This is a genomic window from Phocaeicola oris (assembly GCF_021295095.1).
In the GTDB taxonomy this organism is placed as follows: domain Bacteria; phylum Bacteroidota; class Bacteroidia; order Bacteroidales; family Bacteroidaceae; genus Phocaeicola; species Phocaeicola oris.
The window spans coordinates 62,053-82,863 of sequence record NZ_JAJLQX010000004.1 but is presented as its reverse complement, the minus strand read 5'-3'; the positions used below and the strand labels follow the sequence as shown (position 1 = coordinate 82,863).

Annotated in this window: 16 protein-coding genes and 1 pseudogene; 13 read left to right on the top strand and 4 right to left on the bottom strand. The window is 38.2% G+C overall.

Going from position 1 to position 20,811, the window contains the following annotated elements; all coding sequences use genetic code 11:
- Positions 1-4: 4 nt before the first annotated feature.
- Both LO761_RS03655 and LO761_RS03650 read left to right on the top strand, forming a co-directional pair.
- Positions 5-871, top strand: a complete 867-nt coding sequence (locus LO761_RS03655; RefSeq protein WP_407951540.1) for an alpha/beta hydrolase — start codon at positions 5-7, stop codon at positions 869-871.
- Between the two features lie 66 nt (positions 872-937).
- Positions 938-1,369, top strand: a complete 432-nt coding sequence (locus LO761_RS03650) for a GNAT family N-acetyltransferase (RefSeq protein ID WP_272816971.1) — start codon at positions 938-940, stop codon at positions 1,367-1,369.
- On the opposite strand, the gene LO761_RS03645 is transcribed toward LO761_RS03650, so the two are convergent.
- Entirely contained in the window at positions 1,366-2,796 is a 1,431-nt protein-coding gene (locus LO761_RS03645) for a CCA tRNA nucleotidyltransferase (protein WP_272816970.1), read from the bottom strand. The genes LO761_RS03650 and LO761_RS03645 overlap by 4 nt on opposite strands.
- A gap of 98 nt (positions 2,797-2,894) precedes the next feature.
- Between LO761_RS03645 and LO761_RS03640 the strand changes: the two genes are divergently transcribed.
- On the top strand, positions 2,895-3,722 hold the full coding sequence (locus tag LO761_RS03640) for an outer membrane protein assembly factor BamD (RefSeq protein WP_272816969.1): 828 nt from the start codon (positions 2,895-2,897) through the stop codon (positions 3,720-3,722).
- Here LO761_RS03640 and ruvA read toward each other — a convergent pair.
- The gene (gene ruvA, locus LO761_RS03635) at positions 3,719-4,315 is read right to left on the bottom strand and encodes a Holliday junction branch migration protein RuvA (protein WP_272816968.1); all 597 of its coding nucleotides are present in this window, start codon (positions 4,313-4,315) and stop codon (positions 3,719-3,721) included. The two genes, LO761_RS03640 and ruvA, sit on opposite strands and share 4 nt — an antisense overlap.
- Positions 4,316-4,498: 183 nt before the next feature.
- On the opposite strand from ruvA, the gene LO761_RS03630 reads away from it, so the two are divergent.
- The 6 genes from LO761_RS03630 (at position 4,499) to LO761_RS03605 (ending at position 11,369) form a co-directional block, all read left to right on the top strand.
- On the top strand, positions 4,499-4,684 hold the full coding sequence (locus LO761_RS03630; RefSeq protein WP_272816967.1) for a hypothetical protein: 186 nt from the start codon (positions 4,499-4,501) through the stop codon (positions 4,682-4,684).
- A 76-nt stretch (positions 4,685-4,760) separates the two neighbouring features.
- Positions 4,761-5,630, top strand: a complete 870-nt coding sequence (locus LO761_RS03625) for a GLPGLI family protein (RefSeq protein ID WP_272816966.1) — start codon at positions 4,761-4,763, stop codon at positions 5,628-5,630.
- A complete protein-coding gene (locus tag LO761_RS03620; protein WP_272816965.1) occupies positions 5,623-8,205 on the top strand; it encodes a peptidase associated/transthyretin-like domain-containing protein in 2,583 nt (860 codons plus the stop codon). Before LO761_RS03625 ends, LO761_RS03620 begins: the two co-directional genes overlap by 8 nt.
- 277 nt (positions 8,206-8,482) lie before the next feature.
- Positions 8,483-9,382 carry a diaminopimelate dehydrogenase gene (locus tag LO761_RS03615; RefSeq protein WP_272816964.1) on the top strand — a complete coding sequence of 300 codons (900 nt, stop codon included), beginning with the start codon at positions 8,483-8,485 and terminating at the stop codon, positions 9,380-9,382.
- A gap of 530 nt (positions 9,383-9,912) precedes the next feature.
- Entirely contained in the window at positions 9,913-10,734 is an 822-nt protein-coding gene (gene lgt, locus LO761_RS03610; protein ID WP_272816963.1) for a prolipoprotein diacylglyceryl transferase, read from the top strand.
- Between the two features lie 2 nt (positions 10,735-10,736).
- On the top strand, positions 10,737-11,369 hold the full coding sequence (locus tag LO761_RS03605; protein ID WP_272816962.1) for a DUF3256 family protein: 633 nt from the start codon (positions 10,737-10,739) through the stop codon (positions 11,367-11,369).
- A gap of 123 nt (positions 11,370-11,492) precedes the next feature.
- Here LO761_RS03605 and LO761_RS03600 read toward each other — a convergent pair whose 3' ends face one another.
- Complete coding sequence (locus LO761_RS03600; RefSeq protein ID WP_272816961.1) at positions 11,493-13,262, bottom strand: biotin/lipoyl-containing protein; 1,770 nt, start codon at positions 13,260-13,262, stop codon at positions 11,493-11,495.
- A gap of 306 nt (positions 13,263-13,568) precedes the next feature.
- On the opposite strand from LO761_RS03600, the gene ypfJ reads away from it, so the two are divergent.
- Together ypfJ and LO761_RS03590 are read left to right on the top strand one after the other, a co-directional pair.
- Positions 13,569-14,429, top strand: a complete 861-nt coding sequence (ypfJ, locus tag LO761_RS03595) for a KPN_02809 family neutral zinc metallopeptidase (RefSeq protein ID WP_272816960.1) — start codon at positions 13,569-13,571, stop codon at positions 14,427-14,429.
- Between the two features lie 137 nt (positions 14,430-14,566).
- Complete coding sequence (locus LO761_RS03590; protein WP_272816959.1) at positions 14,567-15,322, top strand: ion transporter; 756 nt, start codon at positions 14,567-14,569, stop codon at positions 15,320-15,322.
- A 143-nt stretch (positions 15,323-15,465) separates the two neighbouring features.
- Here the strand turns inward: LO761_RS03590 and LO761_RS03585 are convergent.
- A pseudogene (locus LO761_RS03585) lies at positions 15,466-17,731 on the bottom strand (anion permease).
- Positions 17,732-18,253: 522 nt separating this feature from the next.
- Here LO761_RS03585 and purH point away from each other — a divergent pair.
- Positions 18,254-19,777, top strand: coding sequence for a bifunctional phosphoribosylaminoimidazolecarboxamide formyltransferase/IMP cyclohydrolase (gene purH, locus LO761_RS03580; RefSeq protein WP_272816958.1), 1,524 nt, complete (start codon positions 18,254-18,256; stop codon positions 19,775-19,777).
- A 4-nt stretch (positions 19,778-19,781) separates the two neighbouring features.
- The gene (locus LO761_RS03575; protein WP_272816957.1) at positions 19,782-20,804 is read left to right on the top strand and encodes a rod shape-determining protein; all 1,023 of its coding nucleotides are present in this window, start codon (positions 19,782-19,784) and stop codon (positions 20,802-20,804) included.
- The last annotated feature ends 7 nt before the right edge of the window (positions 20,805-20,811 follow it).

The following is a 20,811-nucleotide window of genomic DNA, read 5'->3' as shown; positions in this document are numbered from 1 at the left end:
AAATATGAAGCATTTACTTTATTTGGCGATGTGCTTTTTAATGGCAGGGTCGGTGACAGTCAAAGCACAGACTATAGGTGTTAAACCTATGATAATTGATTTGTGGCAGAATGGTTTGCCTAATACAAATGGTATAGAGTCGCAAGGCTATGATGATTCCAAACAGAACTTCAAACCAACTATTTATGTCTATTTGCCACAGATAAAATCGGAAAGGCCGACAAAGGCTGTTGTTGTATGTCCGGGGGGCGGTTATGGGGGCTTAGCCATGAATCATGAAGGAAAGCATTGGGCAGATTTCTTTTTAAATGAGGATGTGGCAACCATCGTTTTGCGCTATCGTATGCCGCATGGCAACTGTGATGTTCCGCAGAGTGATGCTTATGAAGCCATTCGTCAGGTGAAGAACCATGCTTCGGAGTGGAATATCAATCCGGATGCTATCGGCATTATGGGATTTTCTGCCGGCGGACATCTTGCGTCAACTGTTGCTACCCATGCAAAGGCTGATGTAATACCGGCATTTCAGATTCTTTTTTATCCGGTCATCTCAAGCGATCCCGCTATCCGTCATAATGGTTCGATTATAAATTTATTGGGACAGGACGCGTCTGAGGCTCAACTTAATCTATATAGCAATGACAAACAGGTAACAGACCATACTCCACGTGCTTTTATCGCGTTGTCGGACGATGATGAAGCGGTTCCTCCGTTAAACTCCGCACGTTATTATACAGCATTGAAAGAACATAAAGTCCCGGCAACCATGCATGTGTATCCTTCGGGAGGTCATGGCTGGGGAATCAATGAGAGTTTTAAATATCATACCTTAATGTTAGAGGAATTGAGGGCTTGGTTACATACTTTTTAATTTAAATGATCTGTTTTTACGGGAAGCTCAATCTTGAACGATCGGGCTTTCTTTATACTTTATGTTATGATACGAATTGTTGAATTACGGGAAGTAAATGAAAGAGTGCTTCAAGGTATCAATAATTTACTTGTTCAGCTGAGTGAGCATGCGGTTACTTTAAGCACAGAACGCTTAAAGAATATTATTGATAATCGGAATGTGCATTTGTTTGTCATGGAAGAGGAAGAAAAAGTCATCGGGATGATAACATTAGCTACCTATATCACTACATTTGAACAGAAATGGTGGATAGAAGACGTGATAGTCGACAGCGCGTATCGTGGTCGACAGTTGGGTAGAAAATTAGTAGAGCATGTGTTGATTTATCTGAAAGATAAAGAAGGCGCGTTGATGCTTACATCGAATCCGAAGAGACTGGCTGCCAATAGCCTATATCAATCCATGCACTTTGAGAGGAAAGAAACGAATGTGTATCGGATGAAACTTAAAATTTAGATTAGATCATAATTATCCGACATAGCCAAACCGAGTTCTTTTGCTTTTTCAATCAGTAGTTGCATTAACGGTTCCCGTTTGTTTTCCACTTTATTGTCGAGTACGGCGTTCTTTAACGTTTGTTTCAGTATCCCCACTTCTTTACTTGGAGTAAGGTGAAACATTTCCATAATTTCGTTTCCGTTAATGCAAGGTTGAAGGAGTCGTTTATAATCTTTCTCTTGTAAATCTTTTAATTTCTTTCTGACAAGTTTGAAATTGTCTAAGAACTTTTTCTTACGGACTTCATTCTTTGATGTGATATCAGCTTCGCACAGTAACATTAAATCGTCAATATCATCGCCCGCCTCGTAAAGCAGACGACGGACAGCGGAATCGGTTACTTCATTATCAGCAATTACAATGGGACGCATGTGGAGACTGACCATCTTCTGCACATATTTCATCTTCTCATTCATCGGCAGTTTCATCTTGCGGAAAATATCCGGAATCATCTTCTCTCCGACGAAGTTATGACTATGAAATGTCCAGCCGACTTGTGGATCCCAGCGTTTTGTCTTAGGCTTTCCTATGTCGTGAAACAACGCAGCCCAACGCAACCAGAGGTTGTCCGTCTGTTTGGAGATATTATCTAAAACTTCAAGTGTATGATAGAAATTATCTTTGTGAGCCCGCCCGTTCCTGACTTCCACGCCCTGAAGAGCAACCAATTCAGGAAAGATAAGTTCTAATAATCCGCATCGATCAAGATCAATGAATCCTTTGGACGGAATAGGTGAGAGGATAATTTTATTCAATTCGTCCGCAATGCGTTCCTTAGAGATGATTTTAATGCGTTCTTTGTTTCGGATAAGCGCTTCAAATGTTTTATCTTCTATGAAAAAGTTCAATTGAGTGGCAAAACGGATGCAACGCATCATGCGTAAAGGGTCGTCACTGAAAGTAATGTCCGGGTCGAGTGGGGTACGAATAATGCCATCGTGTAAATCATCGAGTCCGTTAAATGGATCGATTAGTTCTCCAAAATGATTTTTATTCAGGCAAACAGCCAAGGCATTGATAGTGAAGTCGCGACGATTCTGATCATCTTCCAAAGTCCCATCTTCAACCACCGGTTTCCTGCTTTCGTGGCTGTAAGATTCTTTTCTTGCTCCAACAAATTCAACTTCTGTATCATAATATTTCACTTGTGCCGTTCCAAAATTCTTAAAGACAGACAAGTGAGCTCCTTTTCCTAATTTCACGGATAAGGCTTTGGCCATCTCTATTCCGCTTCCAACTACTACCACGTCTATGTCTGTAGATGACCGTTGCAAAAACAAATCGCGAACGTAGCCACCAACAACATAACATTCAAGTCCCAATTCATCAGCGGTTTCCGAGATGAGTTTAAATATTTTGCCTGTAAAATATTCTTTCAGTTCCATAATTCTTAATAAGCGAATACAAAATTACGAAAAAATGCCTTTCTAACGTGTAGAATAGTCAATTAAATTGTAATTTTGCCATGATAAATGGTAGAACAATGAAACGAATAGGAATAATTTTAATGCTTGTTTTAGGGCTGACGGCTTGTGATAACAGTGATAATCAAAAGGCAGAGGAATATTTAAAAAAGGCTGAGATGGCACTGAATAAGCAGAACTATAGTGAGGCAAAATTGGAGATTGACAGTATCCGAACGCTTTATCCAAAGGCATTCGACGTTCGTAAGAAAGGCGTGAAGCTGATGCAACAGATTGACTTACAGGAGCAACAGCGCAATCTGATTTATTTGGATAGTATGATGACCGTTAAACAAGCAGAATTCGATGCTATCAAGGGGCACTTTGTACTGGAAAAAGATACTGCTTATCAGGAAAAAGGCAATTATTTTTATCCGACTCAGACCGTAGAGAAAAATATAGGCCGGACGTTTCTTCGCGGACAAGTCAGTGAACAAGGTGAGATGTCTCTAACCTCTATCTATTGTGCGGGTGGAAACATTAATCATACTTCCGTTCGTGTAAGTGTGGGAGACAGCTATGCGGAAACACCTTCTTCAAAAGATAGTTATCAAACTACCGATTTAGGGCGTCCAATAGAAAAGGCTGATTATAAGTTGGGCGATGATGGCGGAGTAACTGCGTTTGTTGTTCAGCACGCGAATGAAAATATTCAATTGACTTTTAATGGAGATCGTACATATCGGACTGTTATGCAATTGAATGACCGCAAGGCATTGGTTGAATTAACCAATCTTGCCCGTGTTCTTTCCGGTATCGAAGAAATAAAGAAAGAACAGAAAGAAGCGAATTTGAAGATAGAATTTGTAAAGCGTAAAATGGCCGGAGAAAATGTTCAAAAGAATTAGAGTCGTTTTAATGCTAATTTGATGACTTTCTCTACCGGTAAGCTTGCGTTTTCTTTTAATATAGCGTTTACCACTTTTGTTGAAGGAGCAGGAGCAAATCCTAACATGGTTAACGCAACTACTGCTTCATCATGAACTTCAGATACGGCTGCTGATATAGGTGTATGCTCTCCGGAAATTGCTTCGATATCCAATGTGGCAACTTTATCTTTCAAATCGACAACGATTCGTTGCGCGGTTTTCAGTCCGATACCTTTGATTGTTTTCAGCAGTTTGATATTTTCTTCGCTGATTATCGTGCAGAGTTCTTGTGGAGAGTAAGCTGACAGAATCATTCGTGCAGAGGCACCGCCAATGCCGGGGACAGAAATAAGCTGGAGAAACAAATCACGTTCCAACTTTGATGTGAATCCGTAAAGTACATACGCGTCTTCGCGTATAGCTTCGTATACATATAGTTTTACTTCTTTCTGATTCGCAATGGAAGTATAAGAATTTAAGGATATATTTATTCCATAACCTACTCCGTTACAGTCGATAACAGCCATTGTTGGTGTGGCTTCAACCAATTTGCCTTTAATGTATTCTATCATGACATTTTATTATAATTAAAACAAAGATAATGCAATTTCTTGGAATACGGAAGAATGTGGAAGATAGTTAAAGGAAAGGAGATGCCAAAAAACAATAAGTATTCAAGTGATTTTTTCAGAAAACAAATGTAAATTGAATATTTTTTTGTATATTTGCATTGTAATTTCAAATCACAATGACTTATGAAAAAGAAAGTTTTTATTATGTTAGCCGTGTTGTTCACTTCAACGGCTGTAGCTATTGCAAAAAATGTAGTCCAAGTCACAACTTCATGTGGAAAAGTTGCTTACATTGACACAGATAGAACATCTGCTGAGAACACCATGAAGCAAATAATGGAAATAGACCGTATCCTTTGTGGCGATTAAGAAATTGACTACAGCCCGATAGGAGATTTGAGAATATCCTTATCGGGCTGTAAAGTATCTAATCAACAGTATTACCATGAAAAAGATTTTGTTTATAATGGCATTTGCTTGCTTTTTGGGGGAACTTTCTGCTCAAACAATAGAGTGGAATAAATCTAACTCTAATGTGCAAGCTGATAGCATTGCAAAAAAAATACTGGAACCATCTCAATACCTTATTACTTATGCATATCGATTTGTTAGAGATGCTAATTATCCTAACGACAAAAGAACAGGTATGACTATTCTGCAAGTAGGAAAGCACTATAATCGCTTTTGGGACTATAATGAGCTACGATTTGATTCTATTTGTGACGAATTATCACAAGGCAAAATGTCTATGATTGAAGCATCCCCTCTAATGTTGGCAGCACTTAAGAAAAATGTATTTACAGAAAGTATCCTTATCGACAAGCAAAAAAATAAAGAAATAATTCAACGTACAGCAGGTTTATTAACAAAGAAATACCAATACGAAGAAGATTGTCCTAAATTAGAATGGGAAGTTCTAAAAGGTGATACAACGATTGCTGGATACCATTGTAATAAGGCTAAAACAAGATTATTTGGTCGTGATTATATCGCTTGGTACTCCACTGATGTAAATATGCCTTATGGACCATATAAATTCAATGGATTACCAGGGCTTGTATTTTGTATTATGGATACGCAAGGTCATTTTGAATTCACGCTGAATGGCTTACAAAAAGCAAATAAATATACTCCAATATATCTTTGGAATAACAAAAACATAGTAAAAACAAACCGAAAAACGGTTCGAGAGATTTATAAAAATTACTGTGCAGATCCGGTAGGTGCATTAACAAGCGATGGCAGCATACAAATTCCAGATGATGTCAAGGCTACAGTTGCCCCCAAACCTTATAATCCTATAGAACTTGAATAATAAGTTATTATTTTTAGGATTTATTCTATTTCTATCTAACATAGAAACTTCCTTATCGCAAGCATTCGATAATATAGTAAAGTTATCCTTTGAAATTAAGGATGCAAATAATCACGAGCCATTGAGCAATGTGACATGTCGAGTATTTACGAGAGAAGGAGAGTTTTATACTTATTCGATAGCAGACAACAAAGGTAGGTTATCTGTTTCAGTACATCAAGATGATTATTTGGAATTTTCCTTTATTGGATACGGAAAACTTAAAAATAAAGTCACTTCATATATTCCCGGGAGAATCAATCTTATAGAATTATCTGAACAAGAAATACAACTCCGCGAAGTAACTATTATAGCCCCACCAATCAGTGCTAAAAACGATACTTTAGTTTATAATATTGCATCTTTTGTTAAACAAGGAGATTCATACCTTGAAGATGTATTAAAAAAATTACCCGGTATTAAGGTAGCTGAAAATGGGATTGTATCATACCAAGGGAAGTGTATTAATAAATTTTATATTGAAGGAAAAGATTTATTAGGAAGCAACTATAACCAAGCGACCCGTAACATGCCAATAGACGCTGTAACCACAGTAGAAATATTGGAAAATCATCAGCCTGTGAAAATGCTACAAGGACATCAATTTACAGACAAGGCAGCTCTTAATATTAAATTGGACAAAGAACACAAGTTAAGACCATTTGGAGAAATAGAGGGAGGTATAGGATGTTCTCCTTTTATTTGGCAAAACCGTTTATTTCTGACGCAAATTCTTGGAAAAAGCCAATTATTAATTACTGGAAAAATGAACAATGTTGGTACAGACATCTCTGATGAGACAAAAGAGCATATTGATGTAACAGATATAGATGCTTATGAGCCTATTCTTCCGAGAATGCTATCGCCATTTCTCAACATGGAAACACTCCCTCAAAACCGTTATCTATATAATAAATCCTATTCATTAGGAGCAAATTATCTAACAAGCATATCAAAAGAAGCAACACTTCGTATAAATGTGCTTTTCTATGAAGATTGTTCCAGCTATTCCAATCATTACGATTACACGTATGGTGGGACTAACAGTATAACTATTAATGAAATAAACAATAAAACACACAAAACGCATGCAGTACTCCCTATTCTTAAATATGAATTGAACAACTCCAATGCATATATTTCGAATGAACTTCGCTATTCATTTAATCGTTCTTCAACCTCCAACACACTTGTTTCTAATGGTATGGGGATTACAGAAAACATAAATAGCAGACCTTATTATTTACAGAATTATCTTACAACTTCGTTTTCTATTGGAAAACAGATTATGCAAGCAAAATCATTCTTCCGTTATTTTAATAGGCAAGAAGCATTAACGGATATATCCGATTCTACATCATTTTACAATATATACGAACGATATGCCACTCAATCTATTGTTACAAAAAATCAATTATCCACATCTTTTCAATTAGGAAAAAACTACCTTGATTTAGGTACGAAAGTTTATTATAGAGATAACCTTTATGACTACAAAGCTAACGTACACCACAAGAAAATGCAACTCCGTTTCCTACCAAGTTATACAATCATATTTGGTACAGAAAGAGCACTATCCATAGAGTTCCCTATCGAGTGGATAAAAATAGACTTAAATTCTCCACAAATAAACAACAGAAACAAAGGAAAACATTCACTCGCTTCCAACCTTTACTTTAAATATGAGTTAACGGATAAATGGAAATTTGTATTATCTGCTTCCATGAATAGAGACAACATTACTGCTGAATTCTACTCACCTTATACCCTACGTACTGCTTATCGTACTGCATTTATACCAAATAATGAAGTCTTTTTTAATAGCAGTAAAAGCATTAATACAAGGCTCAATTATCGCAATCTGGCTACTATGTTCTTTGCCAATTTCTTAGTATCATACACAGATGAAGAGAGAGAGAATTATGCAAATTACAATCACACAGATTCAGTTACAACTATTTCATATATAAAAGGAGATAATCATCACCGCTTATTAGTAGTTGATGCGGCTGTTGATAAAAATTTTATAGATGTTGGTATAACTTTGAAATCAGGATTAAGTTACAATAAAAGATCCTATCTGTTATCTCAATCTGGTATTCTCACACATAACAATTCTAATATATTCGCAGTAAATCTAAATGCCACCTACCAAAAACTCAAATGGTTAAGAGCCACTATGGGAATCTCCGGTACAGTTTATTGGGATAAAAATAATATTTACCAATCAAATGTTTTATCTTCACTTATATCCAAAGCATCTGTTTTTATCTTCCCAATAAAGGATATGAATATCAAACTTATGTATCAAAGTTATACGAATGAGATATCAAAATCTAATTATAAAACTTGTAGCATATTTGACATAACAGCAAATTATAAAATAAATAAAAATTGGGAAATAGGAAGTTCTATTTCAAATCTATTGAATGCATCCAATTATACCATTATGCAGAATAGCGGTATTAATAATTTTCGCTCTTATTTACCATTAAGAGGACAAGAATTTTTATTCCGAATTCTTTTGAAAATATAAAACCACCAAAAGAAACGTCATCTGCAGGAGAGGGGCTTGTCACCACCCTTTCAACGAAAGGGAGAGCCTAATCCCCTTCTTTATAAAAAGACTATCTAACTCGTTTACTTTTAATTACTACAAGAAATATTAGTAACTTCTTAAAACAAAGATAATGCTTTTGTGGAAATTTCTATCTTTCTTTTTAATTTATTAAGCTAAACTATCATCTGATTAAAATCAAAATGATTAATTTTGTAACAGAAATGTAGAAAAAAGAAATTAGAACTTCAAATAAATGAAAAAGATTAAAGCTGCCGTTGTAGGATATGGTAATATTGGCAAATATGTTGTTGAGGCATTGGAGGTTGCTCCCGACTTTGAGATTGCCGGAATTGTTCGTCGTCATGGTGATGCCGATAAACCGGTAGAGTTGACTCCGTATAAGGTAGTTAAAGAAATGAAAGAGTTGCAGAATGTGGACGTTGCCATTCTTGCTACTCCGACACGAAAGGTAGAGGAATATGCAAAACAGATTCTTTCTATGGGTATTCATACCGTGGATAGCTTTGATATTCATACGCAGATACCTACGTTGCGACGTTCTCTTTCCGAGGTTGCCAAAGCGAATAAGGTTGTTTCTATTATTTCATCGGGTTGGGACCCGGGTTCAGATTCTATTGTCCGTACATTGTTGCAGGCCATAGCTCCCAAAGGAATTACGTATACTAATTTTGGTCCGGGTATGAGCATGGGGCATACCGTTGCCGTTAAAAGTATTGATGGTGTGAAAGCTGCTTTATCTATGACTATCCCTGTAGGTACAGGCATTCATCGTCGAATGGTTTACATAGAACTGAAGGATGGCTATAAGTTTGAGGATGTGGCTGCCGCAATTAAAAAAGATGATTATTTTGTGCACGATGAAACGCATGTTATTCAGGTGCCTTGTGTTGAAGACTTGCTCGATCGCGGTCATGGCGTGAACTTAGTTCGTAAAGGTGTATCCGGTAAAACTCAAAACCAGTTGTTCGAGTTCGATATGAAGATTAATAATCCGGCATTGACCGGACAGGTCTTGGTTTGCGCGGCTCGTGCAGCTATGAAACAAGCTCCGGGGTGTTATACCATGATTGAGATTCCTGTTATTGACTTGCTCTATGGTGAGCGTGAAGATTTGATTGCTCATTTGGTTTAATCATATCTTATAAATATTGACCGATTTGGGATTAACGTGAGTTCAAAGAAATAACAGAGAGGTCACGCGGAAACCGACGAAGGTAGAATACGGTCTTATAACATGTTGGTAAGGTGCTTTTCCCTTTTTGTTTGGTTCATTGACATGGTCATAAAGAGATGGAGGTAAAGTCGTACGTATGAATCAACCAACTCATCCGCATGAACCGATCAACTCATCCGCATGAATCGATCAACTCATCCGCATGAATCGATCAACTCATCCGCGTCAGTTGAGCAACTCATACGTATCACTTTTCATCTTCATCCGCGTCGGAACAGTAGCTTATATAGTTGATATTCCAAGAAGCCGTTTATCTATTTAAGAAGAGTAATAATGCACGGTTCGTATTCTTTTAGATTCGTCGGGCTCATGTTCATATAAAATCCCTCTGCGGTCTTCGTAGGGGGGATTTTAATATTCTCATCTTTTTTCTTCCTTCAAAGTGATTTTTTTATTTCCTTTGTAAAATCAATTATTAACGAAGTAAGATGTTAGCAAGTATCGTATGGGACGCAGACCCGATTCTTTTACGTCTCGGTTCTATAGAGTTACGCTGGTATGGATTGATGTGGGGCTTGGGATTTATCTTAGCTTATGAGATAGTTAGTCGTACCATGTTGAAAGAAGGCTGTCCAAAAGAATGGCCTGACAAACTGTTTGTTTATTGCATTGTTTTTACAGTGCTTGGCTCTCGTTTGGGACATTGTCTTTTCTATGAATGGGATTATTATTCTGCTCATCCGTTGGAGATATTGAAGATTTGGAAAGGAGGTCTCGCCAGTCATGGTGGAGCTATCGGTGTGATTCTTGGTGTGATTCTTTTCTCAGCGCGTGTTACGCATAAGAATGTTTGGTGGCTGTTCGACAGGATGATTCCGGGCGTTGCTGCTTTATGCTTCTGTATCCGTTTTGGAAATTTAATGAATTCTGAGATTTTTGGTTATCCTACTACGATGCCTTGGGGATTCGAATTTATTCGTTCAAGGGAATGGCATGAACTTTATGAAGGCTTACCTTGTCACCCGACACAGATTTATGAGATGCTTTATTGCTTGGCAGCAGGAGTTGTTGCTTGGGTAATGTATCATAAATACCATTTGGAGAAATATATCGGACTGATTACCGGTGTTGCGCTGATTATCTTTTTTGGAACCCGATTTGGACTGGAGTTTATGAAAAATCCTCAGGTAGCCGAGGAGGTAGGCATGGCTTTGAATATCGGTCAAAAATTGAGTATTCCGCTCATCTTATTAGGTGTTTATTTGATTGCTACTTGCAAGAAACGGAAAGATAGTTGGTTAGTGCTTTGATTATGAAGAGAGTCTATACTTTATGTATCATAGGACTGTTGTTGACAGTTGGAGGAATGGCGCAGGATATGCGATCGTTGTTTATTGCTATGCCCGATTCTGTTTTGCCTTTGCTTACGAAAAACAACCGTATGGATTGTATCGACTTTATAGACAGTAAAATGAAGGCAGAGGTGAAGAACAGGTTTGATAATACGTCCGAATTAAAGAAGCTTACAACTGATTATCTTTATTTGCAAACCACCGAGCAAAGTGCTGTCGAAATGAAGTTGCTGACGGTTAACGATACAGTAAAAGTAGTTTGTGTAGTCCGCACAGTCTGTGGACCTGCTTGCGACAGTGAGATCAGCTTTTATGATTCGAAATGGCATCTTTTGAATGCAAAAGAATATATCAAATTGCCTGATGAAGAGCAGTTTTATAATGTCCCGGCAAACGACGATGAGGAATATCGAATGCTTCGAAAAAAGGCTGATATGTGCTTAATAAAGGCCGGTCTCTCGGAAAAGAACACAGATATTCGTTTTGAATATACTACGCCCGACTATCTATATGAAGAAGACAGAATAAAGATTCAGAGCTATTTAAAGAGTCCGATTGTCTATCATTGGGCAGGAGGAAAATATGTTTTGTAGAATATAAAATGATATATACTAAAAAGGCTGCTTCGAACTGAAGTGAACCCTAAAAGTTTTTTGTCTGACTTTTAGGGATTATTTCAGAATGTTGCAGCCTTTTCTTATTTATTGACTATTTACTTAAGCGTCATTACGCTGAATGTAAGCAATGACATCACCTTTGTCAACACGGTCGCCTTGCTTAGCACATATTTCAATGACGCGACCATTGAAGTTAGCTGTCTGTTTAACGGCACCCCAATGAGTCATGATGTAACAGAACTTATCGTCAGCTTTGAATTCCTTGCCAACAGATGGGGCCATAGATGGATTTTCAACGTCGATTTCCCAAACAACTTGGCCTTTTTCTTCTGCAGTGATAGGTTCAGCTTTAGCCCGTTTCATCTTTATAATGTCTTCCTCAGAAAAGCCGTTCTTTGCCATACTCGCGTCTTTAGCTTTCTGTAAGTCAGCTTCAAAACGCTGTTTTGCGACACCGCTCTTAAAGTCACGGTATTGAGTATCGTGCATTGCGAACTCGAAGAGTTCCTCATCATCAGGACCGGTTTCCCAGCCATTCTTTTTCATCTCCTCACGGTATTTATCCAAGCAATCAGGATATAGAGCCTGAACATCACCTGTGAAGAACTCGCGACCTTGTTCTTTAGCCAATTCTTTGATTTCGGGAGCGACTTCACCCGGCAACTTTCCGCTCTTCCCGAGTATCATACCCCAGATACTATTGTCTGAGAGCAAACTAAACATCGGCTTATTCTGAACTTCTGCCATAATATTCATCAACGCAATATTCTTCGTGTATTGGCTGAATGGCGTTACCAATGGAGGATAACCAACCTTAGGCCATACATTCTTAACTTCGTCGAATAGGTGAATAACCAGATCGTCAAGACTAACTTCCGGCTTATTCTGAGCCTTTAGCATCATATTGATGCCGGAATGAACACCCTTCAAATCGGCCATCATAGATCCCATCATGCCTCCCGGCAAACCACAAGTCAACAGTAATGAAGACATCAACTTATTGTTCGGATCCATGAAGTAACCGAGAAAGTCGTCTATGAATTCTTGAGTTAAAGCACGAGCTTTCATGTAAGCACTCATATTAATTTCAGGGACTTGGAAGCCTGCGTCTTTCAACATGGCTTGTACGGAGATAACATCCGGATGAACCTTACCCCATGATAACGGTTCAATAGCCGTATCAATAACATCGGCACCATTTTCACAAACTTCAAGAATAGAAGCCATTGAAAGTCCCGGACCACTGTGTCCGTGATACTGAATGATGATATCAGGGTGCTTTGTTTTGATGTTCTTAACCAATTGACCAAGTGACCATGGACGACCAATGCCGGCCATATCCTTTAAACAAATTTCTTCTGCACCGGCCTCAATTAAAGTATCTGCCAACTTAGTGTAATACTCTACCGTATGAACCGGTGAGTAAGTAATACAAAGAGTGGCCTGTGGAGTCATTCTTCCTTCTTTTGCATATTTAATGGAAGGGATAATGTTGTTAGGGTCGTTTAATCCACAGAATATTCGAGTAATATCAACGCCTTGAGCATGTTTAACTTTATACATCAATTTACGAAGGTCGGCCGGACAAGGGAACATTCGTAAAGCATTCAAGCCACGGTCTAACATGTGTGTTTTAATGCCGACTTCATTGAAAGGCTTAGTGAAAGCACGAACAGCGGTATTAGGGTTTTCACCATACATCAAATTAACCTGTTCAAAGGCTCCGCCATTTGTTTCAACACGGGCGAAACACCCCATATCAATGATTACAGGAGCAATTTTAACCAACTGATCTACACGAGGTTGGTATTTGCCTGAAGACTGGAACATGTCTCGATAAACAAGACTAAATTTTATTTCTTTCTTCATATTCTTGTTATTAGTAATTATTCTATATTAGTTGATAATATTAAAAAGTAAAGTAATATGCAAAGATAACGAATTGTTTTGTTAATATATTAAAGCGAATGTCATATTTTTAATTTTTTGAATTTTATAGTGTCGAACTAACAATAGATTTTAATGGATTGTATTGTATAAAAAGAAAAAGAATGTATATTTGCACGATTTACAGTTTTATAAATTCTGATTGAAAGCGTAGAGTTTGCGTAGTTATTGTTGGTTACAAGTACATTTAAATTGTATTAAGCAGAAATTAGCGTAAGCATAAATATTATGAAATTAAACGGTAGAAGAGAAAGTTCCAATGTTGAAGACCGACGCGGTTTGAGTGGCGGGCAGAAAACCGGATTAGGAATTGGAGGTATAATTATTGTCGGATTGATTACTTTATTGATGGGTGGCAATCCTCTTGACGTGTTGCAGCAGGCCGGTTCTATGATGGGTACAGAGCAACAGACTACTCAACGGGAATTTACAGAAGAAGAACAGGCACTTGCAAAATTCTCTAAACAGATTCTCGCGGGGACCGAGGATGTCTGGACTCAAATTTTTAAAGAACATGGCGCAACTTATCAAGTTCCAAGAATGGTTCTCTTCACTGATGGTGTTCAGACAGGTTGCGGCGGTGCTACTTCATCTGTTGGTCCGTTCTATTGTTCTGCGGATCAGGCTTTGTATCTTGATTTGTCTTTCTTTAGTACAATGAAACAACAGTTGGGGGCTGATGGAGATTTCGCTTATGCTTACGTCATTGCTCATGAAGTTGGGCACCATGTTGAGTATTTGACAGGTTTGCTTGATCAGGTTCATCAAAAGATGCAGACTGTTAATGAAACGGAGAGTAACAAATTGAGTGTCCGCTTGGAACTTTTGGCTGATTTCTATGCCGGTGTTTGGGCTAATTATGATAATAAGATGTTTGGCTCTTTGGAGGATGGCGATATAGAAAAGGCTATTAATTGTGCTGCCGTAATCGGTGATGATTATTTGCAGAAGAAAGCTCGTGGCTATGCTATTCCTGAAAGTTTTAATCATGGAACTTCTGCTCAGCGTATGAAGTGGTTCAAGCTTGGTTTACAGACTGGAGATATCAGCAGGGGTACTACATTCCAGTGTAGCGATGAGGAGCTTTAGTTTATGTTACATATTTTTTTGTTATAGCAACCATTCTTCTTGGAGGAATGGTTGCGTGCTTTGGATGTGAAAATGTTTCTGGCAATCTATTTGTAATATACCTGCTAATTTACTTGATACATGATGTATAGAATAAAATGAGAGAATTAATTTTTAGTATCATAGACAGAAGTGACCGGCATTTGGTATTGAGCCGGATATACGATGTATGGATGTTTATTGTTATCATGGTGAGTATTCTCCCGTTGATGACCATTAATACCTATCCGATATTTTTTTATACAGAGTATATTACAGCGATTATTTTTATTGTTGATTATCTGCTACGATGGGGGACTGCGGACTTGAAATTGAAAGAGGGATGGAAATCCTTTTTGGTTTATCCTTTTACTCTTATGGCAATCATAGATTTGTTGTCTATTCTTTCGAGTTTGCATGTCATTAGTTCATCTTTTAAGATATTCCGTCTCTCAAGGTTATTAAAGATTGTCCGATTGTTAAAGATTTTTCGCTATACCAATAAGATAACTATATTTATGGGAGTGATAAAGAAGGAAAAGAATGTTTTGTTGTCCGTATTGGTTTTGGCTTCTTTTTATATTTTTCTCACCGCGCTTATCATGTTTAATGCAGAACCCCATATTAATCCCAATACAGGAGCTGTAACCTTTAATTCATTCTTTGACGCACTCTATTGGGCGACAGTTACACTTACCACCGTAGGTTATGGTGATTTATGTCCGGTAACTGAGTTAGGGCGTTTTATAAGTATGCTTTCTGCCATATTTGGAGTGGCGATTATTGCACTCCCTTCCGGAGTTATTACTGCCAGTTACATGGATGAGTTGAGAAAGATTCGTGAGAGAAAGGAAGAAGCTATAAAAAACATGTAAGAGTTTCTTTTGATAATAAAAAACAGCGCTGTGATTCTCATCAAGGCGCTGAATCGCTAATGTCCTTAGCTATTTTATTAAATCTTAATAAGTCGTTGCAAAAGTAATACTAATTTTGATATTGACAAAATGGTAGAGTAAAATTATGCGACTTTATCTATATGTTTATCTTCTAATTGGAACATACGTGCGGCACGAAGCAGATGACGCCAAATACTAACCAATTCTTGCGATTCCTGAATGATAAGATAGACCAATGCAGTTTTTATGTTTGTATCATTCTCTTGCATTTGGTTCATTTCACTATGGCGCATGACAGATAGTTTTGCTTTTAGCATATCTCCCTCTGATAGAATCGTCTGTATGGAGGTAATCGCCACTTTTTAATATGTCTCTGGCTTTCTCCATCAGAGCTATCAGTTCATTACGGACCGGAATAAATTTATCAATATCTGTCTTTTTCATGGGATTAAAGTTATTGTCAACATGCTCCTTACAAGGTTCGCAAAGTCGCTTCAAGCAATATAACATCTGTTCGCAACTGTTTATTCCCAAATGGAACCATGTGTTCTTTTCCAGCGCAAGGAATCGATCGATTTTGCGGAATCCAAGTATCTCTTTGCGTCGCTCTTTCTTCAGTAACTCTTTTTCATTTTCAGCACTGTTCATACATTTACGCAAATTGTGAAGATCTTCGTTAAAGAAACCATCGGTTATCTTCGTATAGGTTTCCATGGCGTATGTCATAGAATTTACGAGTGTATTTATTACATGCTCTTTAAGCAGTATCCATATCTCGGTTTTATCTTTGCTACTCATCATGTGTTTAAAAATCATATCTATTCCCTTATTGCTTTTTTCTTTTTTCGCATAATTAATGTTGCTGCGAATAAGGAGGAAGATAGCTAATGCAATCATCAAAACGGTTGCAATCATTCCTCCAAAGTGAATGATAAGAGTAACAATGAAGCAGACAACGAAAGCTACACCGGCTGTAATAAACCAACCGCCGATGACAGATATAACACCGGTGATACGATAAACCGCACTGTCGCGACTCCATGCCCTATCTGCCAGTGATGAGCCCATTGCTACCATAAAGGCAACATAAGTAGTGGAAAGAGGAAGTTTCAGTGAAGTGCCAAGGGCTATCAATAAAGCCGCCAAAACTAAGTTGACCGATGCACGGACAAGATCGAATGCGGCTCCATTGACAATGATAGCTTCATCGGCATTGAAGCGACTGTTTATCCAGTTCCTGACAGAACTTGGTATATAACATATAATACTTTGAGATATATTCGTGAATGTTCTAACCAAGCTTCGAGCAACCATAGAGGAACCGAACATTTCTTCACCTTCATCCTGACGAGACAAGTCGACAGATGTTTTAATAACATTTTGAGCTTTCTTTGATTTTATCAGTGAAATCACCATAATAATTCCTGCTATAAAGAGAAATAGAAAAGGAGTTCGTGCCGGTTCGCGAAGAGCTCCCATAAGATATCCCATCGGCTCGCCATTACCATTATGAATAAAGTCGAGATAACTGGAATAACCGGCAAGAGGGACACCGATGAAATTAACCAAGTCGTTTCCCGCAAAAGCCATTGCTAAAGCAAAAGTTCCAAGCAGAACGATTATCTTGAAGATATTTACGTGGAACCAGTGCAAAACCTGCATAACAACAGAGAAAAAAACAAGGAATATGAGTACTAAAGTAAAAGTATTATGTTGAATCCATGATTGCCAATCAGGAGAAAGCACAGAAGATTCTCTTAATCCTTTTATAAAGATGAAATAAATGATGGAAGTAATAGCGATACCACCAAAGATCCCAATAGAATATTTTAAATGTTTCTTATAATTGAATGTAAAAATAACACGTGAAATCCATTGTGCGATTACTCCAAAAAGGAAAGCAATAGCAACAGATACAAATATGGCTATGATAACGGAAAGAGCTTTACTCGTGTTTAATAATTCTCCAAAGGTTAAAAGTCCGCTATCGTCATTGATAAGTTTCACTATGGCAAGAGCGACCGATCCGCCAAGCAGCTCGAACACCATGGATACGGTAGTTGACGTAGGCATGCCTAAGGTATTGAATATGTCGAGAACGACCACGTCGGTGACCATAACCGCGATGAAGATATACATTAATTCTTGAAAATAAAACTGTTCTGGTTGAAAGATTCCATGGCGAGCTATTTCCATCATGCCATTGCTCATGGTTGCTCCACAAAAGATACCGAGAGCGGCGATTGCGATAATTACTTTAAACGAAGCTGCTTTAGCTCCAATTGCAGAATTGAGAAAATTGACAGCATCATTACTGACGCCTACGGTAAGATCGAAGATTGCCAGCGTGAATAGGAAGATTACGATTCCCAAAAACATTGTTTCCATTAAACTTATAATTACGTTTGCACGACAAAAGTATTTTTAATATGTGATGGAGATGTGACATATATGTTACATTTGTATTACAAAATACATTGGCTGAAACGTTTTCATTTTCAAGATGTTCCTTTATGTATGTTGAGGAGTTGGACAACGGAATTCAAGTAGATATGCTTCATCTTATAAAGTGATGTTGATGAGTTACAAAACTGATGCTGATGAGTTGCTCAACTGATGCTGATGAGTTACTCGATTGATGCTGATGAGTTGCCCGATTGATACGGATCACTTTATTCGTTCGTACGCGTCACTGTTTTAAGTTATACTAACACTCGGTAAAGATACAGTATCTGTAGGAAAAGCTGTCTGTGACTCTTTGTTGAAGAAAAAGAGGCATCTTTATTCTTAAAGTCAAAAAATCTTTTTTTAATAAAAAAAACTATCATATTAAATAATATTTCACGGATTTTGATGTGCTTTATAGCATGAAAAGATTACCTTTGTACCTACATACATAATCTATAGAATATGTCGGATACAAAGAGAATAAAAACCGCATTGATTTCGGTTTATCACAAGGAAGGTTTGGACGAGATTTTGGCCAAATTGAATGAAGAAGGAGTGAGATTCCTCTCAACCGGAGGGACACAACGTTTTATCGAATCTAAGGGTTACGCTTGTCAGGCCGTTGAAGAATTGACAACTTATCCTTCTATTTTAGGAGGACGGGTAAAGACGTTGCATCCTAAAGTATTTGGAGGTATTTTAGGGCGTAGAGGTTTGGAAGAAGATCGCCAGCAGATGCAGGAATACGAAATTCCGGAGATTGACCTTGTTATTGTCGACTTGTATCCATTCGAAGATACCGTTGCTTCTGGGGCGGATGACGCGTCTATTATTGAAAAGATAGATATAGGTGGTATTTCCTTGATTCGTGCCGCGGCAAAGAACTTTAATGATGTCGTAATTATTGCCGGCAAAGCTCAGTACAAACCATTCTGCGATATGCTGGTAGAACACGGCGCGCAAACATCTTTGGAAGAACGTCATTGGTTTGCTAAAGAGGCATTTGCCGTTTCATCTAAATACGATACAGATATTTTCCATTATTTTGATAGAGGTGACATGTCTGCATTCCGTTTTGCTGAAGATAATCAAAAACAGCTACGCTATGGTGAGAACCCTCACCAGAAAGGTTACTTCTATGGTGACTTGGATGCCATGTTCGATCAGATTCACGGTAAGGAAATCTCATATAATAACTTGCAAGACATTAATGCTGCCATTGATTTGATTGATGAGTACGATGAGATTACATTTGCTATCTTGAAGCACATGAATCCATGTGGTTTGGCTTCTCGTCCAACAGTACTTGAGGCATGGAAAGATGCCTTAGCCGGCGATCCCGTTTCTGCGTTTGGCGGTGTTTTGATTACGAATGCGGTGATTGATAGAGCTACCGCGGAAGAAATTAACAAACTCTTCTTTGAAGTCATTATTGCCCCGGATTATGATGTAGATGCTTTGCGGATTTTAGGACAGAAGAAGAACCGCATTATTCTGGTTCGTAAGGATGTTAAGTTGCCAAAGATGCAGTTCCGCTCATTATTGAACGGTGTACTGGTTCAGGACAAAGACCTTGATATAGAAACAGAAGCAGACTTGAAGCAAGTAACGGAAAAAGCTCCTTCACAGGAAGAAATTCAAGATATGTTGTTTGCCAATAAGATTGTAAAGAACAGTAAGAGTAACGCAATTGTTTTGGCAAAAGGAAAACAGCTATTGGCGAGTGGTGTAGGACAGACTTCTCGTGTTGATTCTCTTAAGCAGGCTATTGATAAAGCAAAATCTTTCGGATTTGATTTGCATGGTGCAGTCATGTCAAGTGATGCTTTCTTTCCATTTCCTGATTGTGTAGAATTAGCCGACAAGGAAGGCATTAAGGCTGTTATTCAGCCCGGTGGGTCCATTCGCGATCAACAAACTTTTGACTATTGTAATCAGCATGGGGTTGCCATGGTATTAACAGGCATCCGCCATTTTAAACATTAATTTTATGGGATTATTGTCTTTTACACAAGAAATAGCAATTGATCTTGGTACTGCGAATACTATTATTACCAGTAATGGAAAGATCGTAGTAGATGAACCGTCGGTAGTGGCGCTCGATCGTCGTACCGATAAAATGATTGCTGTTGGAGAGCAGGCTAAGATGATGTATGAAAAGGAAAACCCTACTATTCGTACAGTCCGTCCGTTAAGAGATGGCGTGATTGCCGATTTTAATGCTTGCGAGCAAATGATTCGCGGACTGATTAAGAAAGTGAATATGGGTAGCCGGCTCTTTTCTCCGTCACTTCGAATGGTGATTGGTGTTCCTTCGGGCAGTACAGAAGTTGAATTGCGTGCAGTCCGTGATAGCGCGGAACATGCAGGCGGACGTGACGTGTACTTGATTTTTGAGCCTATGGCAGCTGCTATCGGTATAGGTGTTGATGTGGAAGCTCCGGAAGGAAATATGATTGTAGATATCGGCGGTGGAACAACAGAAATTGCGGTTATTTCGTTAGGTGGTATTGTTTCTAATACCTCCATTCGTATAGCAGGTGATGATTTGACTTCGGATATTCAGGATTATATGAGTCGTCAGCATAGTGTAAGAGTCAGTGAGCGTATGGCAGAGCGTATTAAGATTCATGTCGGTGCAGCTTTGACTGATTTGGGAGAGGATGCTCCGGAGGATTATGTGGTACGAGGACCAAATCGTATTACAGCATTGCCTATGGAAGTAGCTGTAAATTATCAAGAGATAGCTCATTGTCTGGAAAAGAGTATCGCTAAGATTGAGACCGCAATCTTGAGTGCTTTGGAACAGACTCCGCCTGAATTATACGCGGATATTGTTCAGAACGGTATTTATTTAGCCGGTGGTGGTGCATTATTGCGTGGCTTGGATAAACGTCTCACCGATAAGATTAATATTCCTTTCCATGTTGCTGAAGATCCTTTACTAAGTGTGGCAAAGGGGACGGGTGTGGCATTAAAGAATGTGAATAGATTCTCTTTTCTGATGAGGTAGTGGCCTA